Origin of the sequence: Arthrobacter bambusae (assembly GCF_030812595.1) — a bacterium.
GTDB classification, from domain to species: domain Bacteria; phylum Actinomycetota; class Actinomycetes; order Actinomycetales; family Micrococcaceae; genus Arthrobacter; species Arthrobacter bambusae_B.
On the sequence record NZ_JAUSSZ010000013.1, the window covers coordinates 90,613 to 107,668 of the forward strand.

At 64.2% G+C, this 17,056-nt stretch carries 18 protein-coding genes; 9 read left to right on the forward strand and 9 right to left on the reverse strand.

All coding sequences use genetic code 11. The features are described from left to right. The 3 genes from J2S96_RS16275 (at position 1) to J2S96_RS16285 (ending at position 2,887) form a co-directional block, all read left to right on the forward strand. Entirely contained in the window at positions 1-438 is a 438-nt protein-coding gene (locus tag J2S96_RS16275; RefSeq protein ID WP_306865710.1) for a MaoC family dehydratase, read from the forward strand. Next, positions 435-1,745: an MFS transporter gene (locus J2S96_RS16280; RefSeq protein WP_306865712.1), complete on the forward strand. Its 1,311-nt coding sequence runs from the start codon at positions 435-437 to the stop codon at positions 1,743-1,745. The genes J2S96_RS16275 and J2S96_RS16280 overlap by 4 nt, the downstream gene beginning before the upstream one ends. A gap of 74 nt (positions 1,746-1,819) precedes the next feature. Then, entirely contained in the window at positions 1,820-2,887 is a 1,068-nt protein-coding gene (locus J2S96_RS16285) for a UDP-N-acetylmuramate dehydrogenase (protein ID WP_306865714.1), read from the forward strand. A 30-nt stretch (positions 2,888-2,917) separates the two neighbouring features. On the opposite strand, the gene J2S96_RS16290 is transcribed toward J2S96_RS16285, so the two are convergent. Further along, positions 2,918-3,250 carry a hypothetical protein gene (locus tag J2S96_RS16290; RefSeq protein WP_306865716.1) on the reverse strand — a complete coding sequence of 111 codons (333 nt, stop codon included), beginning with the start codon at positions 3,248-3,250 and terminating at the stop codon, positions 2,918-2,920. 247 nt (positions 3,251-3,497) lie between these two features. Between J2S96_RS16290 and J2S96_RS16295 the strand changes: the two genes are divergently transcribed. Continuing rightward, positions 3,498-4,616 (forward strand): winged helix DNA-binding domain-containing protein, encoded by a 1,119-nt coding sequence (locus J2S96_RS16295; protein ID WP_306865718.1) that lies wholly within the window; start codon positions 3,498-3,500, stop codon positions 4,614-4,616. A gap of 10 nt (positions 4,617-4,626) precedes the next feature. Here J2S96_RS16295 and asd read toward each other — a convergent pair whose 3' ends face one another. From asd to J2S96_RS16335, 8 genes are all read right to left on the reverse strand, one after another. Next, positions 4,627-5,781, reverse strand: a complete 1,155-nt coding sequence (asd, locus tag J2S96_RS16300; RefSeq protein ID WP_306865719.1) for an aspartate-semialdehyde dehydrogenase — start codon at positions 5,779-5,781, stop codon at positions 4,627-4,629. Positions 5,782-5,862: 81 nt separating this feature from the next. Further along, positions 5,863-6,084 carry an NF038396 family protein gene (locus J2S96_RS16305; protein WP_306865721.1) on the reverse strand — a complete coding sequence of 74 codons (222 nt, stop codon included), beginning with the start codon at positions 6,082-6,084 and terminating at the stop codon, positions 5,863-5,865. Between the two features lie 2 nt (positions 6,085-6,086). Further along, on the reverse strand, positions 6,087-6,674 hold the full coding sequence (locus J2S96_RS16310) for a dihydrofolate reductase (protein WP_306865723.1): 588 nt from the start codon (positions 6,672-6,674) through the stop codon (positions 6,087-6,089). Beyond that, positions 6,671-7,474, reverse strand: coding sequence for a thymidylate synthase (locus J2S96_RS16315; protein ID WP_306865726.1), 804 nt, complete (start codon positions 7,472-7,474; stop codon positions 6,671-6,673). Before J2S96_RS16315 ends, J2S96_RS16310 begins: the two co-directional genes overlap by 4 nt. A gap of 18 nt (positions 7,475-7,492) precedes the next feature. Continuing rightward, a complete protein-coding gene (locus J2S96_RS16320) occupies positions 7,493-8,461 on the reverse strand; it encodes an NUDIX hydrolase (protein ID WP_306865728.1) in 969 nt (322 codons plus the stop codon). A gap of 10 nt (positions 8,462-8,471) precedes the next feature. Next, positions 8,472-10,721 carry an RNA degradosome polyphosphate kinase gene (locus J2S96_RS16325; RefSeq protein WP_306865730.1) on the reverse strand — a complete coding sequence of 750 codons (2,250 nt, stop codon included), beginning with the start codon at positions 10,719-10,721 and terminating at the stop codon, positions 8,472-8,474. A gap of 102 nt (positions 10,722-10,823) precedes the next feature. Continuing rightward, entirely contained in the window at positions 10,824-11,795 is a 972-nt protein-coding gene (gene mshD / locus J2S96_RS16330) for a mycothiol synthase (RefSeq protein ID WP_306865732.1), read from the reverse strand. Positions 11,796-12,046: 251 nt separating this feature from the next. After that, positions 12,047-12,745, reverse strand: coding sequence for a winged helix-turn-helix transcriptional regulator (locus J2S96_RS16335; protein ID WP_306865734.1), 699 nt, complete (start codon positions 12,743-12,745; stop codon positions 12,047-12,049). 317 nt (positions 12,746-13,062) lie between these two features. On the opposite strand from J2S96_RS16335, the gene J2S96_RS16340 reads away from it, so the two are divergent. From J2S96_RS16340 to J2S96_RS16360, 5 genes are all read left to right on the forward strand, one after another. Next, a complete protein-coding gene (locus J2S96_RS16340; protein ID WP_306865736.1) occupies positions 13,063-13,797 on the forward strand; it encodes a permease in 735 nt (244 codons plus the stop codon). A 172-nt stretch (positions 13,798-13,969) separates the two neighbouring features. Beyond that, positions 13,970-14,569, forward strand: coding sequence for an FABP family protein (locus J2S96_RS16345; RefSeq protein ID WP_306865738.1), 600 nt, complete (start codon positions 13,970-13,972; stop codon positions 14,567-14,569). Between the two features lie 99 nt (positions 14,570-14,668). Beyond that, the gene (locus J2S96_RS16350; protein ID WP_306865740.1) at positions 14,669-15,391 is read left to right on the forward strand and encodes a flavodoxin family protein; all 723 of its coding nucleotides are present in this window, start codon (positions 14,669-14,671) and stop codon (positions 15,389-15,391) included. A gap of 22 nt (positions 15,392-15,413) precedes the next feature. Continuing rightward, positions 15,414-16,499 (forward strand): CAF17-like 4Fe-4S cluster assembly/insertion protein YgfZ, encoded by a 1,086-nt coding sequence (ygfZ, locus tag J2S96_RS16355; protein ID WP_306865742.1) that lies wholly within the window; start codon positions 15,414-15,416, stop codon positions 16,497-16,499. Next, entirely contained in the window at positions 16,496-16,909 is a 414-nt protein-coding gene (locus J2S96_RS16360) for an ankyrin repeat domain-containing protein (RefSeq protein ID WP_306865744.1), read from the forward strand. The genes ygfZ and J2S96_RS16360 overlap by 4 nt, the downstream gene beginning before the upstream one ends. Positions 16,910-17,056 lie beyond the last annotated feature (147 nt).

Consider the following 17,056-nt stretch of genomic DNA (forward strand, 5'->3'; position numbering starts at 1 on the left):
ATGAGCTTGAAACTTGAAGAACTCACCGTCGGCCAGGAGATCGGCACCGCCACCATCGAGGTCACCCGCCAGGACCTGGTCAAGTACGCCGGTGCGTCCGGCGACTTCAACCCCATCCACTGGAACGAATCCTTCGCCACCAGCGTCGAACTTCCCGGAGTGATCGCCCACGGTATGTTCACCATGGGCTCGGCCGTTCAGCTGGTCAGCGACTGGGCCGGCGACCCCGCCGCCGTCGTCGACTACCAGACGCGCTTCACCAAACCGGTCCTGGTCACCGACACCACCGGGACCAGCGAGCCCGGAGCCGTGATCGAGGTTGGCGGCGTGGTGGGAGCGCTCGACGCCGAAGCCCGCACCGCGCGCATCGACCTGACCGTCACCTTTGCCGGCCAGAAGGTCCTGATGAAGTCCCAGGCCGTTGTGAAGCTCGCTTGAGCAGGCAGCAACAATCACCACGTCGCGCCACCGCGGCGGAATTGTCGCGGTGGCGCATTGCTGTGGTGGTCGCGTACGGCGCCAGCGGCCTGGCCTTCTCCTCGTGGGTCTCCCGCTTGCCCGCCATCCGTGACGGCCTGCACCTGACGCCCGGGACCGTGGGCCTCCTGCTGATGTGCATGACGGTGGCCTCGTTCCTCTCCGTGTCCGCGTCCGGGGTGATCGTTATCCGGCTCGGATCACGACTGACCACGAGGATCGGCGGCGCCATGGTGGGCTTCGGCCTGGCAGTGGCCGGTCTTGGCACGTCTGTGCTGGCTAACCCGGTGGTTGTTGCGGCTGGACTCATGGTGATCGGCCTCGGCACGGCCAGCTGGAACACGGCGTCCAATGTGGAGGGAGCGTCACTGGAACGCGCCCTTGAACGGCACATCATGCCCCGTCTCCATGGATCCTTCAGCCTTGGCACCGTCGCGGGAGCGGGGCTCGGCGCGTGGGCCGCTGCAGCTGCCCTGCCGGTCTTTTGGCATCTGGCGGCGGCCGGCCTGGTGGTCGCGGTATCCGTGGTGACCGCGGCCGCGTGGTTCCGTGCTGACTCCACGCCAGTAGCGCGGGCAAAGGCCTTCAAGCCCGAAAAACCGGACACCTTTGAAGATCCTTCAACCGGGCCGCTGCCCATCATCCAGCCCGGCCAGCAGAAGCCGGGAGAACCGCTGGACAGCAAACGCATGGTGGCCCGGGCCTGGCGTGAACGCCGTACCCTCCTGCTCGGCGTACTTGTCCTGGGGCTCGCCCTGGCAGAGGGCGCGGCCGGCGACTGGGTGGCCCTGGCGCTGACCGATGGCCACGGTCAATCCGACGCCGCCGGAGCCGTGGGCTACGGAATCTTCGTCACGTTCATGACGGTGGGACGCTTTGCCGGGACGGTGGTATTGGACCGCTTTGGCCGTGTTCCGGTGATGCATTGGTGCTCGGCCACTGCCGTCATCGGGCTGGGACTCTTCGTCTTCGCACCCGTTCCCTGGCTCGCCTTCGTGGCCCTGGCCATCTGGGGCCTGGGTGCCTCTTTGGGGTTCCCGGTGGGCATGTCCGCCGCCGCGGACGATCCAGCGCACGCGGCTGCCCGGGTTTCGGTCGTGTCCACGATCGGCTATGGAGCCTTCCTTTGCGGTCCACCGCTATTGGGCTTGCTGGCGGAGCACTTCGGCATCCTGCATTCGTTGCTCGCCGTCCTGGTCCTGCTGGTAGCGAGCTTCTTCCTGGCGCCGGTCTCCCGGAAGCGCTCACCCGAACCGGCGCACTCCTGACTCGGCTGCTGCCCCATGACTGGGCTGGTGCCCCTCGGGTCGGCTGGTGCCGCAATCCCCGCTAGGCTTGTTTGGTGACCCAGACGATGCTCTCCGAACTGACCACGGCCGCCGTTGGTGGCCCTGCCGGCACCTTCGTGGAAGCCCGCACCGAGGCGGAAATCATCGACGCCGTCCGCTCGGCGGATGCCGCAGGCGAGAAACTGCTCATCATCGGCGGAGGATCCAATCTGCTGATCTCCGACGCCGGATACCCGGGCACCGTCCTCAAGATCGCTTCGCAGGGATTCGCCGTCAACTCGGAAGATAGCTGCGGAGGCGTCTCCGTGGTGGTCCAGGCCGGGCACAACTGGGATGCCCTGGTGGAGCATTCCGTGCTGCACGCGTGGTCCGGACTTGAAGCCCTCTCCGGCATCCCCGGAGCCACGGGCGCCACTCCTGTGCAGAATGTGGGGGCCTACGGCGCCGACGTCTCACAGACCATCGCCGCCGTCCGCACCTGGGACCGTGAACGCAATGCAGTGCAAACCTTCACCAACTCCGAACTCACGTTCGGCTACCGGGACTCCATCCTCAAACAGACCACTACTGAGGGCTCACCCCGTTATGTGGTGTTGACCGTCGAATTCCAGCTGCCGCTCGGACGCATGAGCGCGCCCATCAGGTACGCCGAGCTGGCCCGGTCCCTCGGGGTCGAGGCCGGAAAACGCGCCTATTCCAATGATGTCCGTCGCGAAGTCCTGCGGCTCCGTGCCTCCAAGGGGATGGTCCTGGATGCTTCGGACCGGGACACGTATTCCACGGGTTCGTTCTTCACCAACCCGATTGTTCCGGCCGCGGCGGCTGCATCGCTGCCCGACGGAGCGCCGCAGTACCCGGCTGGAAACGATGGCCTCGTCAAGCTGTCCGCAGCCTGGCTGATCGACCAAGCCGGCTTCGGAAAGGGATTCGGACTCGATCCCTCGAGCGTGTCCGGCGGCCGGGCCTCGCTGTCCACCAAACACACCCTGGCCATCACCAACAGGGGAGGAGCGAGCGCGGAGGATTTGGTTGCCATCGCGCGCGAGGTGCGCCGCGGCGTCGTCGAGCGCTTTGGCATCGAACTGCATCCGGAGCCGCTACTGATCGGTTTGGCCCTGTAGGAGTCCGGATAGCTGGCCGGGAGGAGCGCTTCAGCGCTTTCCGGTCGGGAGGACCTTATTGAGCAGCAGGAACGTCAGCCCGCAGCTTGCGGCGCCCAGCAGGAAGATCTGGCTGAATGCGATGCTTTGCGGGGAGGGCCCACCCGGTGAGATCCAGCCGGCGGCCGCGAAGCCTGCCACGCCCAGGAGCATGACGACAGCGGCAAGGAGGAAGCTGCGCACTTGATCGCTCGCGCCTGTCTGGAAGCCCGATTCGGGATCGTCAACCTGCCGATCGGACGAAGGCTGGCACGCGGCGGCAAGGCCCAGGAGGAGGGATGCGGCGCCGGTGGCGGCGAGGCCCACCTCCTGGACGGCCTGCATCGGCGGGGACAATCGAATCCCCGCACCAACAGCTATCGCCAGGCCGCACACAAGTCCGACGGCGGCGGCGCACCAACCAGCGGCCGCTAACCGTCGGCTGAGCGGCCGAAGCAGCGGACCTAACTCACCGAACAGCATTCACCTAGCGTAGGAGGGCCTGCTGGAAGGCCCCTGTGAGCGGCATGGGAGTTCCTCCAGCGTTGTTTTAAGGACCGAAGCTGTCCACCATGAGCCCTATGATGGCCCCATGGCAGCTTCGGTGAAGATCAGCGTCACTCCCAAGGTCATGGGCAGGCTGCGTCTTGCGAGCCAAGGATTGCTTGGGGGATTCAGCAGCCCGGAGGAATGTGTCTTCAGGCTGGGCGCCATGCAGGCCCAGGACCTCGCTTCGGCGTTCTGGGCCGTGGGGCAGCGGGTGCCCGGTTCCCGCCTGTCGAATGTGTTGGAAGCGCTGGAGACGGGCACGGTGGTCCGCTCTTGGCCCATGCGAGGGACGCTCCACCTGGTTCCGCCCCGTGACTTGCGCTGGATCTTGGCTATCACCACCGATCGGTCCATGCGTTCCGTCGCCGCCCGGCACCGGGAGCTCGGCATCGACGGGGCCGACATCGCCACTTGCCGGGATCTTGCCCTTGAACGCGTAACCGGTAGTCCGGGCGCCACTCGCGAGGAACTTTTCAAGATCTTCGAATCCGCCGGCCAGGTGACCGCTGCCCAACGCGGCATCCATTTGCTCTGGATTCTGTGCCAGAACGCTTGGCTGGTCCAAGGGCCTCCGGCTGGCACGGCAGGCAAAGCCCTTGGCCAGCAACTGTTCGTCGCCTTCGATGAGTGGATTCCGGAATCCAGGACGTTGGGCCGTGAAGACGGGATTGCCGAATTCCTGCTCAGGTATATACGCAGCCACGGACCGGCCACGCTCGCTGACTTCGCATGGTGGACCCAAATTCCCAAAGCCGAGGTCCGGGCAGCCCACGAGACTATTCGTGGCCAACTTGTTGAACTCGACTTCCGGGGAACACCCTATTGGCTGTCGCCCGAGACGGCGGCACTGCTCGACGGCGGCGTTCCCGGCTCGCGGACGGTCCTCGCCTTGCCGGGATTCGATGAATTCCTGCTCGGGTACACAGACCGCAGCCTTGTCCTGCCGCCGGAGCATTTCCAGAAGGTCGTTCCGGGCGGCAACGGGGTCTTCAAGCGGATGATCGTCTCCGGCGGCGAAGTGGTGGGCACATGGTCCCGCAGCGGCACCGGGCGGAGCGCCGTCGTCGAACCCGAACCGTTCGTCCCGGAACGCCTGACTCCGGCGGCCATGCGGTCCTTCGAGCTCCAGGCCGCGAAGTACCTGCGGTTCATGGAGGGCTGAGGCAGGACGCCTACAGTGTGCCGGTAGCGATCTTCAGCATGCGGCGCAACGGCTCGGCAGCGCCCCAGAGGAGCTGGTCTCCCACGGTGAAGGCGCTGATGTATTCAGGGCCCATCTCGAGCTTGCGGATACGGCCCACGGGGATTTCCAAGGTGCCGGAGGCAGCCACCGGGGTGAGGTCCGCCATGGAGGCCTCCTTGGTGTTGGGCACAACCTTGGCCCATTCATTGTCCGCGTCCAGGAGCTTCTCGATTTCGGCGACGGACAAGTCCTCGCGCAACTTGAGCGTCAGCGCCTGGGAGTGGGAGCGCATGGCACCGATGCGGACACAGAGGCCGTCCATGACCACATGGTCCTTGCCCGGCTTTCCATCGCCCGTGCCGAGGATCTTGTTGGTTTCCACACCGGCTTTCCACTCTTCCTTGGACTGGCCGTTGCCGAGGTCGGCATCGATCCAAGGGATCAGGGAACCTGCCAGCGGCACACCGAACTGGGTGGCGTCAACGCCGGTGCGCTGGGTTGCCAGGACCTTGCGGTCGATTTCCAGGATCGCGGAGGCCGGATCGTCCAGGTCGCTGCTGACTTCGTTGTTGAGGGCGCCGAACTGGTTGAGGAGTTCGCGCATGTGGCGGGCACCGCCGCCGGAAGCCGCCTGGTACGTCATGGACGTGCCCCACTCGACCAAGTTGTTCTTGAACAGGCCGCCGAGCCCCATAAGCATGCAGGAGACCGTGCAGTTGCCGCCGATGTAGTCCTTCACGCCGCCGGACAGGCCTGCGTCGATCACGTCGCGGTTGATGGGGTCGAGCACGATGATGGAATCGTCGTTCATGCGCAACGTCGACGCGGCGTCGATCCACAGCCCGTCCCAGCCCCGGCTGCGCAGCTCACCGTGGACCTGCTTCGTGTAGTCGCCGCCCTGGGCAGTGACAATAATCGGCAGCTTGGCAAGAGTCTCAATATCGAACGCGTCCTCAAGCTTGCCGGTGCTGCCTTCGGCTGCACCAGCGAGGGTCGGCGAGGCACCTCCAGCGTTCGAGGTGGAGAAAAATACCGGGTTGATGTTGGCGAAGTCGCCCTCTTCCTGCATGCGCTGCATCAGGACGGAGCCGACCATGCCACGCCAACCGATCAGTCCAACGGACGGATTAGCTGCTGTAGTCATTGAAACAGTCTAGACTTTTGCGGCTCACCGCCGCTGTCGGTTACGTCACGAGGAAATCCGCGACGGCAGCTTTGCCGCGTCCTACTTGCCGGCGTCGGGCTCTTCCAACAGGGCTGCCTTGCGGGCGCGCAGGGCGTAGAACGCGCCAAAAGCGAAGACCTGCGTCACGACTACCAGGACGATGATCCCCAGGATCTTGTTGCCGCCCAGGATCATGGTGAGTCCAATGATCGCGGACAAGAGCGCGAAGAGGGGCAACAACATGTAGCCGAGGACGAACAGGGTCTCAGGTTTCTTCAGCATTCTCAGTCTTCCGTCCGGCGCCACGTGGCGATCCGGTAGTTGGTGCCGTTCTTGGAGGTCAGCCAGCCTTCAGCCGGCCGCGTCGCCTCAAGTTTCCAGGCCTCGCCGAACTCCGGCGCGAAAGTGTCGCCGTCGACGTCGGAATCGATGACGGTGACGACGGCGACATTCGCGATGTCCATGGACTGCCGGTAGATTTCGCCTCCGCCAATGATCCAGACGTTCTGGCCGCCGGGAGCGAACTGGGACTCCAGCAGGGCCGCGTCAAGGGAGGAGACCACGACGGCGCCACGTGCTTCGGGCGAGTCTGCCCACCCGCTTTGCCGGGTCACCACTATGTTGGTGCGCCCGGGCAAGGGGCGGTACTTCGCGGGGAACGACTCCCAGGTCTTGCGGCCCATAATGACCGGATGTCCCGTTGTCAGCTCGCTGAAGTGCTTCAGGTCTTCGGGGACGTGCCAGGGCATGGTGCCGCCCTTGCCGATTACGCCGCCGGCCGTTTGCGCCCATACGAGGCCGATTCCGGTCATGGCCTCCGCGGCCTCCTCGGAGGAAGGCGACTCCGCGGCAGGGGTTTCGTGGGTGCTCATACCGCCACAGGCGCTTTGATGGAGGGGTGATGGCGGTAGCCGACTACTTCGAAGTCCTCGAGGGTGTAGTCGAAGATCGAGTCCGGCTTGCGGGCGAAGTGCAACTGCGGGTACTCGTAAGGCTCCCGGGAGAGCTGCTCGGCGACCTGCTCCACGTGGTTGTCGTAGACGTGGACGTCCCCTCCGGTCCAGACGAAATCGCCGGGCTCAAGGCCCAGCTGTTGGGCCACCATGCAGGTCAGCAACGCATAGGAAGCGATGTTGAAAGGAACGCCAAGAAACATGTCGGCCGAGCGCTGGTACAACTGGCAGGACAACTTGCCGTCGGCAACGTAGAACTGGAAGAACGCGTGGCAGGGCGGCAAGGCCATGTCCTTGATCTCGGACACGTTCCAAGCCGAGACAATGTGCCGCCGTGAGTCCGGGTTGGCTGCCAGGCCCTTCATGACTTCGGCGATCTGGTCAATGTGGCCGCCATCGGGAGTCGGCCAGCTGCGCCACTGCACGCCGTAAACCGGGCCGAGTTCGCCGTCGGCGTCCGCCCATTCATCCCAGATGGTGACGCCCTGGTCCTGGAGCCACTTCACGTTCGATTCGCCGCGTAGGAACCACAAGAGCTCCAGCGCAAGCGATTTGAAGTGCACTCGCTTGGTGGTTATGAGCGGGAAACCCTGGCTCAGATCGAAGCGCAACTGGCGGCCGAAAACGCTCCGCGTGCCGGTGCCCGTGCGGTCCGACTTGTGCGTGCCATTGGCCATGACGTCACGCAGGAGGTCTTCATATGGGGTTGGGATGCTCACGCACCCAGCTTACTGGAGTCAGTCGTCGAAGGGCTTGATCTGTTCCACGGCCACTATGCGCTGGCCGTTTCCGCGGGCCACGTGGCACACGATCATCTCGCCAGGGGCCAGATACGGATCCTGGGAAGGAAGCGCCTCGTAAGGCTCCAGGCCCATTCGCTCGCCAAGCTTCTTCAGGATGGTGGGGAGGGCAGGCCTGTGGGTGCATATCGCAACCGGGCGTTGCTTGTCGAACAAGCCGTCGATCACCGCGGATGTCTTTTTCGGGCTTCGCTGGTGACTGTGCTCCGTCAGGGCATCCACCAGCTTCACCTTGGCTCCGGCTGATTTGGCATACGGTGCGATGGTGGACACGCATCTGGCCCAGGGACTGCTCACGATACGCACGGGCTTCCACACTCCCAGAAGCCGTTCCACTGCCAGCGCTTGCCTCAGGCCCGTCACAGCCAGCGGCCGGCTGCCTTCGGCCTTGCTCCACGAGGATCGTGGCTTGGCCTTGGCATGGCGGATCAAAATCAACGGCCACGTCTCCAGCTCGCCATTCAGGTGCGCCTTCGCCAGCGCTTGGAGGGGGCCAACGTCCGTCGGGTTGCTCAGGAAACGTGCCGCTTTGTCCGGCGCGGCCCACATGTAGGCGTCCACTTCCCGGCCGTCCGGCTTGATGATGGAACCGTTCACCTGGGTCGCCCAGTAGTGCACCACCTTCAGCCCGGCAGCCACATGGTAGTGCGTCGGAGGAAGGGGGACTCCGAGTGCAGCCTTGAGGCCGATTTCTTCCGCGACCTCGCGCACGGCGCACTCGGGGATGGTTTCCCCGGCGTCGAGCTTGCCCTTTGGCCAGGACCAGTCGTCGTACTTGGGCCGATGAATCAGGAGAACCTCAAGGGCGCCCTTGGTGACCCGCCAAGGGATGGCGCCGGCCGCCGTGACGGCGATCGGCTCCCCGGGATGGTCCGTCTGGTCCGCAACAGGTGTATCGCTCTTCAACTTTCGCTGCCTACCGCCGGGCAACTGCGCGTTGGCGGGACCGGGAGGCAAGCAGCCAGGACTGGATGTCCAACAGCGGCGTGCCATCGTCGGCCCGGTGGAACCTGGTCCAGTGGCCTTGGTTGTCGAGGTGCCAGCTCGCAGTGCCCGGGTCCATGTAACGGCGCAGCAGGTCCAGGACCTCGGCTATGTCTTCGCGGCTGGAAAGCTGTACCAAGGCCTCAACCCGGCGGTCGAGGTTGCGGTGCATCATGTCGGCGGACCCGATGTAGACCACCGGATCGTTGCCGTTGGCGAAGGCGAACACGCGCGAGTGCTCCAGGAAGCGGCCAAGGATGGAGCGGACCGTGATGTTCTCGCTCAGGCCGGGCACTCCCGGACGCAGCGAGCAGATGCCACGGACAATGACGTCGACCTTCACGCCGGCTTGCGAGGCCCGGTAGAGGGAGTCGATGATGGCCTCGTCCACCATGGAGTTCACCTTGATCTGGACCCTCGCTGTAATTCCCGCGCGGGCGTTGCGGATCTCGGTCTCGATCCTGTCGATCAAGCCGGACCGCACCGAGCGTGGAGCCACGAGGAGCCGCTTGAAGGTGGACTTGGGAGCATATCCGGAGAGTTGGTTGAAGAGCTTGGACAGGTCTTCGCCCACCTGCTCGTTGGAGGTCAACAGGCCAAGGTCTTCGTAGTAGCGGGCCGTGCGGGGGTGATAGTTGCCCGTGCCGATATGGCAATACCGGCGGAGGCCATCAACTTCCTGTCGGACAACCAAGGACAACTTGCAGTGCGTCTTGAGTCCCACGATGCCGTACACCACGTGCACGCCGGCCTGCTCCAATTTGCGGGCCCAGGAAATATTGGCCTGCTCGTCAAAGCGCGCCTTGATCTCCACAAGGGCCAGGACCTGCTTGCCTGCTTCGGCAGCGTCGATCAGAGCGTCCACGATGGGTGAATCCCCGGACGTGCGGTACAGGGTCTGCTTGATGGCCTGGACCTTGGGGTCGGCGGCCGCCTGCTCGAGGAAGGCCTGGACCGACGTCGAGAACGAGTCGTACGGGTGGTGCAGAAGGATGTCACGGCGACGCATTGCCGCGAAGACGTTGGCGGCTTTGGCCGTCTCGGATTCGTTCAAGTACCGCGAGGTGTGGGGCACGTGCTTCGGGTAGTGAAGGTCGGCGCGGTCAATTCCGCCGATGACAGACAATCCCCGGAGATCCAGGGGCGCCGGGACGGAGTAGACCTCGGATTCCTCGACGCCGAGTTCGCGCACCAGGAGCGCGCGGATGTTCGGGTTGATGTCCGTGGTGACCTCAAGGCGGACGGGCGGACCGAAGCGGCGGCGCAGCAGTTCTTTCTCAAGCGCCTGCAGGAGGTTCTCGGCGTCGTCCTCTTCCACTTCCACGTCCTCGTTGCGGGTGACGCGGAAGGTGTGGTGCTCCATGACTTCCATTCCGGGGAACAGCTTGTCCAGGTGCACCGCGATGACCTCTTCGAGGGCGATGAACCGTGCCACACGGCCAGGGACCGCGCCGGCGCGGGGTCCGTCGATCGAAATGAGGCGCGGCAGCTGGTCCGGAACCTTGACGCGGGCGAACAGTTCCTTCTCGCTCACGGGGTTGCGGACAATCACCGCCAGGTTGAGGGAAAGGCCGGAGATATACGGGAACGGGTGGGCGGGATCGACGGCGAGCGGGGTGAGGATCGGGAAGACCTTCTCGCCGAACATGATGCTCAAGCGGTGCTGGGCCTCGTCGTCGAGTTCGTCCCAGCGCATGAGGTGGATGTGCTCATAGGCCAAAGCGGGACGGATCTGCTCGGCAAACACGCGGGCATGGCGTTCCTGCAGCTTTCGGGCGGCATCGCCGATCTGCTCCAGGACTTCGATGGGGCTCAGCCCGGCGGGGGAGGGCACCGCGAGTCCGGTGGCTATGCGGCGCTTCAAGCCGGCAACGCGCACCATGAAGAACTCATCCAGGTTTGAGGCGAAGATGGAGAGGAAATTGACCCGCTCCAAGAGGAAGAGGTCCGGATCCTCCGCGAGCTCAAGGACGCGGGCGTTAAAGGCGAGCCAGCTCAACTCGCGGTCCAGGAAACGGTCCGGAGTGATGTCGCCTTCCGGCTCAAGGGAGGGCGCAAATTCCGGAATATCGATACGGTCCTGGGTGGCCCGCGCGGCCGGGACTTCGGAAGACCCGAAGCGGGGAGGCAAGGTTGCTCCCTTGACCTCGGTTTTGGTGGTTCCGGCCGGGTCCGGGTTCATGGGGCTCTCCTTCGTTCAGCGCGGGGCTTGATTCAACCCTACAAGGATTCCACGTCCCGGAATCCTAGATTTCCTAGCCTTTCAGATACGCCTTGGTTCGGGTTACTTCCGGGTCAAGGGCGCATACATGACATCGACGTCCCAGCGCACGAAGCCCAGCTTCTGGTAAAGGGCGACGGCGGCGGTGTTGTCAGCGTCCACGTACAGCATCACGGAGTGCAGATTGTGGCTCTGGAGATACTTGATCCCGGCGATAGTGAGCGCCTTGCCAAGCCCCAGACCTTGTGCTGCGGGGGTCACACCGACGACGTAGACCTCTCCGATGGCCGGATGGGGACCTTGCTTCGGGTGCACTTTGGTCCAATGGAAGCCAAGCAACTCCCCGGCCGGGTTCACGGCGAGCAGGAAGCCTGCGGGATCAAACCAATCCTCGGCCATCCTGGCTTCCAGGTCCGCCCTGGTCAGGCACCCTTGCTCGGGATGATGGGCAAATGCCGCCCTGTTGGCAGCGAGCCAAGCGGACTCATCCTGTCCTGGCACGAAGGCGCGCAGCGAGACTCCCTCGGGGAGGACGGCGTCGGGCAGTTCCGCCGTGGAGGACATGAGCCGCATCTTCCACAGTTCCCGCACCGGGGCGTAGCCGGAGCGGGCCGCGAGTTCCGCGGCGGCCTCGTGATTCCCATGGGACCAAGCGTTCAGGCCTGCAAGCCCGCGGCTGTCCCGAAGCGAATCCAGCAGCCTGCCCGCGACACCCTGGTTGCGGTAGCTGGGGTGAACCGCCATTTCCAGGACTCCGGTCCCGTCGTCCGCTTCAACCACGACGGCGATTCCCGCCAGGTCCTGGCCGCTTGCCGGATCGGACTGCTCGTCGGGGGCGTAGAGAGCCAGTGTGAGCACTGAGTGGTCGCCGGCATCGGCTCCGCGCAACATCACCAGGGTCTGTTCGGACAGCGGGGGATTGCCGTCCGACTCCTCGGCGGCTGCGGCGAGCGTTTTGATGTCTTTCAACAACTCGTCATCCGAGGCGCCTTTGACGACGAGGACGGGCCAGTTCTCCGGGTGCACAGGGCTCATGCTGCAAGGCTATACGTCCCGGGCTGGTTTGGCGGGATGGATTTTGCAGGCACGGCCTTGGGCATGTAAGGTCTATATCTCGTCCGGCTTTGCGAAGCGGGATGCGAGGGGGATCCACCAGTGGGGTGGCCTCGATACGTTCGACCCGTATGTCCTCCACTCAAGCAAGGGAAGGCCCCGACTCAATGAGTCCGGGCCTTCCCTGTTTTCCGTTGCGTTTCGAGGGTGTGTGCCTGGGCATTTTCGGAAGCCTAGGCCTCCGTGAGCTCGTCTTCCGTCAATCGGACCAACGTCAGCCGGTAGCCGACGTTGCGGACTGTACTGATGAGGTTTTCGTGGTCCGCGCCCAACTTGGCACGAAGGCGCCGGACGTGAACGTCAACGGTGCGCGTGCCGCCGTAGTAGTCGTAGCCCCATACCTCGGTGAGAAGCTGCTGGCGCGTGAACACCCTGCCCGGGTGCTGGGCCAGATACTTCAGGAGTTCGAACTCCTTGAAGGTCAGGTTGAGCGGTTGCCCGTTCACGCGCGCCGTATAGCTTGCTTCGTCAATCACGACGCCGGCCGCACGGATTTCGGTGTTGGTTTCTTCTTCGCCGGGGATGGCGCGGGCCACGGCCAGGCGGACCCGGGCTTCGACTTCAGCAGGTCCGGCCGAGTCGAGGACGATGTCATCCACCGACCAGGCAGAAGAGACGGCAGCCATGCCGCCTTCAGTAAGGATCAGGATGAGGGGCGCGCTCAAGCCGGTGGCTTTGAGCAACTGGGTCAGCGAACGGGCTCCCACCAGGTCTTTGCGGGCATCAAGGAACACGACGTCGGTGGGGTCGGTTTCGAGCAATGCCGTTGGTTCTGCCGGAAGGATGTGCACCCGGTGGTTCAAGAGCTCCAAGGCGGGCAGGATGTCTACCGACGACCCGGTGCTGTTCGTCAGGAGCAGGATGTGCGACATAGTTCCTCCAATGGGCGGTCCGCGCATCATCGGGCGTCTGAACCGGGTTTCCACCGGCCGGTAGCTGCTTATGGGGCGTAGTTCCGTTGTAACGGAAGCGTGGCAACAGAAGCGCTGTTGACAACCGAGTATACCCAAAGGCCCCTGCGCCGTCAGGGATTCGTGTCACCTTCAGCCCCTGTTTGCGACATATTTCTGCCGCATGAGGCAGGATTGGCAGGAGGTTAGTCGCAGCTTGGAACGAAACGGGTCCCCGCGGGGGACTCTGTGGGCAGAGGGCGCAGCGAGGATAGGGACACAGCGAGGATAGGGACACAGTGAAGTCTTGGAGCATCGGGGTGGTCGGCCTCGTGGCGCTCGCAGTTTTCGTCGCCAGCTCTTACGGCCCGACGGAGGGGGTGGTCGCCGTCGGTGTCCTGGCGTCGGCCGCGGTGGGCGTCGGATGGCCGCATTTCCTGGCGGTGCCCGCCAAAAAGACCCTTGCCGCCGTCATCGGGCTGAGCGGCGCGGGTTCAGCCTTGGCTGCCGGTTCAGTCCCGGCACCCGGATTTCTCGACGCGACTCCCGCCTTTATCGCGGCGGGTGTGATTGCAGTGTTCGTTGTGCAGCTGATCCGCGGAACGGGTCAGGCCCAAAGGCTGGAATCCACTCTTGGTAGCTGCGCCGGCGTCTTGCTGAGTTGCCTTGGCGCGGGTTGGATCGCGGGGGCCAGGTTCAACGGCATCAAGGAAATGGTGTTGGTCGCCGCCCTCAGCGCCGCGGTCGCCCTCTTTGCCGGCCTGTTGCGCTGGCCGGACCGGGTCGTGGCGCCGCTGGGCATCGTGGCGGCCGGGTTGGTGGCTCCGCTGGCCGGCCTGGTGTTTTCCGACATCGCGATCGTGGCCGCCATCGTGGTGGGCGTTGTCATCGGCTCGATCCTGGTCAGTTTCCGCCGGATGGTGACGCTTCGGCTCGGCCGGCTGAATTTCCCGGCCGTTCTTGGCATGGGCGTCGCTCCCGTCTGGGCGGTTGGCGCCATGTGCTACTTCATCGACAAACTACTCATCTACTAACAGTTAGGATGGCATCATGTCCGTACTTGCATTTGAAATCTTCTTCCTTGTCCTCCTCGGCTTGGCCAGCCTCTCGATGGCGTGGTTCGCTGGTTTTGTCGTCTACCGTCTCTTCAAGGGCCAGAAGTAGAGCTTCTGCTTCCGTTCCTTCCGGTCCACTGAGGTAATTGCTGTGCCCATCGAAATCCCTTCCGACCTGACACCCGAATTGGTACCGCTTTCCTGGCTCATTGGTGAGTGGGAAGGCCGGGGACGGCTGGGAAGTGGTGAAGAAGATTCCGAGCACTTCATCCAGCATGTCTCCTTTAGGCACCACGGCCTGCCGTACCTGGAGTACCGCGCGGAAAGCTGGCTCAGCGATGAGGACGGCATGAAATTGCGCCCCCTCACCGTCGAAACGGGCTTCTGGGCGCTGGAGCGGAAAATGCTCGACGCCGACGGCGGCCCCGGTTTGATTCCCGCGGAGATCGTGCCGGTCTTGAAGACGGCCGACGACGTCGAGGCCCTCCGGAACGCGGAGGGCGGTTTCGACATCGCCGTGACGATCGCACATCCCGGTGGAATCAGCGAGCTGTACTACGGCCAAATCAAGGGGCCCCAGATCCACTTGAGCACCGATATGGTGATGCGCGGCGGCCACTCCAAGGAATACACTGCGGCCACACGCATCTTCGGCCTCGTGGATGGCAATCTATTGTGGCGTTGGGACGTGTCCACTCCGGGCAAGTCGCTCGAGGCCCATGCTTCGGCTTTCCTGAACAAGCTTTCCTGAACGATCTCCCCCTGGAAAGCCTGTTCCTAGCTCCAAGGTCTCACCGAAGAGGTCTCACTGAACGTCCCGTTTCGCAGTTCGAGCCAAAGGGAGCAGCAAGTGAACGAAGCAGCAAAACCCGCCAGGTATGACGATCTCAAGGCCGTCTTTTTCAACGGGACGCTCAAACCTTCGCCACAAGTGAGCAATACCGACGGACTGATTGCCATCAGCCGGCGCATCATGGAAAAGCAGGGCGTCAGGACCCGCGTGATCCGCACGGTTGACCATGACATTGCCCCCGGCGTGTATCCGGACATGCGCGAACACGGCTGGGCCACGGATGAATGGCCCGAGTTGTATCCAGCCGTGCTGGAGGCCGACATCGTGGTGGTGGCCGGTCCTATCTGGCTTGGCGATAATTCCTCCCAGACCAAGAAGCTCATCGAGCGGCTCTACGCCCATTCGGGCCAGCTCAACAGCAAAGGCCAGTGGGCCTACTATCCAAAAGTCGGCGGCTGCCTGATTACCGGCAACGAGGACGGCATCAAGCACTGTGCGATGAACGTCCTGTATAGCCTTCAGCACGTGGGCTTCACCATTCCGCCCCAGGCCGATGCCGGCTGGATCGGTGCCGTCGGCCCCGGCCCCAGCTATCTCGACGAAGGATCCGGCGGCCCCGAGAGCGACTTCACCAACAGGAACACCACCTTCATGACCTGGAACCTGCTCCACTACGCCCGGATGCTCAAGGACGTAGGCGGCATTCCTGCGTACGGCAACCTCCCGGACGAATGGAAAGCCGGCACGCGCTTCGATTTTGAAAACCCGGAATACCGCTGAGCCCCGAGGACTTCTACTACATATGACTTACAAGAGCCCCCTATTGTCGCGCTCCGGAGCTGTAGAAGGCGGCGGCGAGGACTCCGGCGTCGCAGCGCACTACGGCCAGCCCCTGCCTGAGCAGCGCGCACTCGCCGCGGGCACCGCCGTCGTCGATCTTTCCTATCGGGGCGTTGTCACGGTCACCGGGCCGGACCGCCTGAGCTGGCTCAACACTCTTTCCTCGCAGCATCTGACCAACCTCCAACCGCGCGTCTCAAGCGAACTGTTGCTCCTCACCATCCAGGGCCGCATCGAGTTCGACGCCCGCGTGGTGGACGACGGCGAGACCACCTGGCTGCTGGTCGAGGCCGCCGAGGCCGCCCCGCTGGCGGAGTGGCTCAACAAAATGCGGTTCATGCTGCGCGTCGAGGTGGCGGACGTGTCTTCCGATTGGGCCGTCGTCGGCTCGACGAAACCCGTTGACGCCTGGTCCGGGCGGCTCGTCTGGGAGGATCCGTGGCCGCACATCGGCGTCGGCGGCTATTCCTACAGCTTGGTGGAGGAAAGCTCCCATCCGGGCCTTGAGCGTCCCTGGTTCGAGTACCTCATTCCCGCGGCCGAGCTTGAATCGGCCGTCGAGGGCATGGCCCTCGCCGGCTCCTTGGCCGCGGAGGCGCTCCGTATTGCGGCCTGGCGTCCCCGCCTTGGCGCCGAGACGGACGAGAAGACCATTCCGCACGAGCTCGACCTCCTCCGGACCTCGGTCCACTTGTCCAAGGGCTGCTACAAAGGCCAGGAGACCATCGCCCGCGTCCACAACCTCGGACACCCGCCCCGGCGGCTCGTCTTCCTGCAATTGGACGGCTCGCAGCACACGCTCCCGGCGCCGGGGAGCGTCATATTTGCCGGAGAACGCAAGGTGGGTACGCTGACATCTGTGGCCCAGCACTTCGAGATGGGAGCAGTAGGCCTGGCCCTGATCAAGCGGTCCGTAGACCCGCACGAAGTGCTGACCGTGCTGGACGGCGAGGAGCCCTATCCGGCTGCCCAAGAAGTAATCGTTGCGCCCGACGCCGGACAAGTGGTGGGGCGTCAGACCGGATTCCTGAAGGGACCCCATCGATGAGTGAAAAGGCTGGCGCTGAAGCCGAAGCGACGGGTGCCGACGAGGAGGCCATTGCCTTGGCGCATACCCTGTTTGACGCCGCCAGGGAAGGCAATTCAGCGCTCCTGCGAAGCTACCTTAATGCCGGTGCGCCGGCTGGAATGCGCACTGCCGCGGGCGACTCCCTTCTGATGCTCGCCGCGTACCATGGCCACGCCCAGACCGTTCAGCTTCTGCTCTACCACGGTGCCGAGGCAAACGCCGCGAACGACCGCGGCCAGACTCCGCTGGCCGGCGCGGTTTTCAAGGGCTACACCGAGGTGGCCCGGGTTCTGCTTGACGCCGGGGCCGATCCCGACGCCGGTGCTCCGACAGCGCGCGAGGCCGCCCGGATGTTTGCCCGCACCGAGATCCTCGGACTGCTCGGCTAGGCTCCCCGGCTCTCACTCCATTTCGACGGTTCCCTGCGCACTCGACGCCCGCACCCTGTGTGTCAGGCTCTTGTGTGACAGGTTTTCTGTTGACCGGAGTCCGGTGCGCGGGTTGGGGAAGGTCCATGATGGATTTTGTTATTCCTG

Coding starts and splice junctions, on each gene's coding strand:
- J2S96_RS16275 (WP_306865710.1), top strand. CDS start 1: ATGAGCTTGAAACTTGAAGAACTCACCGTCGGCCAGGAGATCGGCACC.
- J2S96_RS16290 (WP_306865716.1), bottom strand. CDS start 3,250: ATGCAGGCCGTCCAGGAGGTGGGCCTCGCCGCCACCGGCGCCGCATCC.
- J2S96_RS16295 (WP_306865718.1), top strand. CDS start 3,498: ATGGCAGCTTCGGTGAAGATCAGCGTCACTCCCAAGGTCATGGGCAGG.
- asd (WP_306865719.1), bottom strand. CDS start 5,781: ATGACTACAGCAGCTAATCCGTCCGTTGGACTGATCGGTTGGCGTGGC.
- J2S96_RS16305 (WP_306865721.1), bottom strand. CDS start 6,084: ATGCTGAAGAAACCTGAGACCCTGTTCGTCCTCGGCTACATGTTGTTG.
- J2S96_RS16310 (WP_306865723.1), bottom strand. CDS start 6,674: ATGAGCACCCACGAAACCCCTGCCGCGGAGTCGCCTTCCTCCGAGGAG.
- J2S96_RS16325 (WP_306865730.1), bottom strand. CDS start 10,721: ATGAACCCGGACCCGGCCGGAACCACCAAAACCGAGGTCAAGGGAGCA.
- mshD (WP_306865732.1), bottom strand. CDS start 11,795: ATGAGCCCTGTGCACCCGGAGAACTGGCCCGTCCTCGTCGTCAAAGGC.
- J2S96_RS16335 (WP_306865734.1), bottom strand. CDS start 12,745: ATGTCGCACATCCTGCTCCTGACGAACAGCACCGGGTCGTCGGTAGAC.
- ygfZ (WP_306865742.1), top strand. CDS start 15,414: ATGACTTACAAGAGCCCCCTATTGTCGCGCTCCGGAGCTGTAGAAGGC.
- J2S96_RS16360 (WP_306865744.1), top strand. CDS start 16,496: ATGAGTGAAAAGGCTGGCGCTGAAGCCGAAGCGACGGGTGCCGACGAG.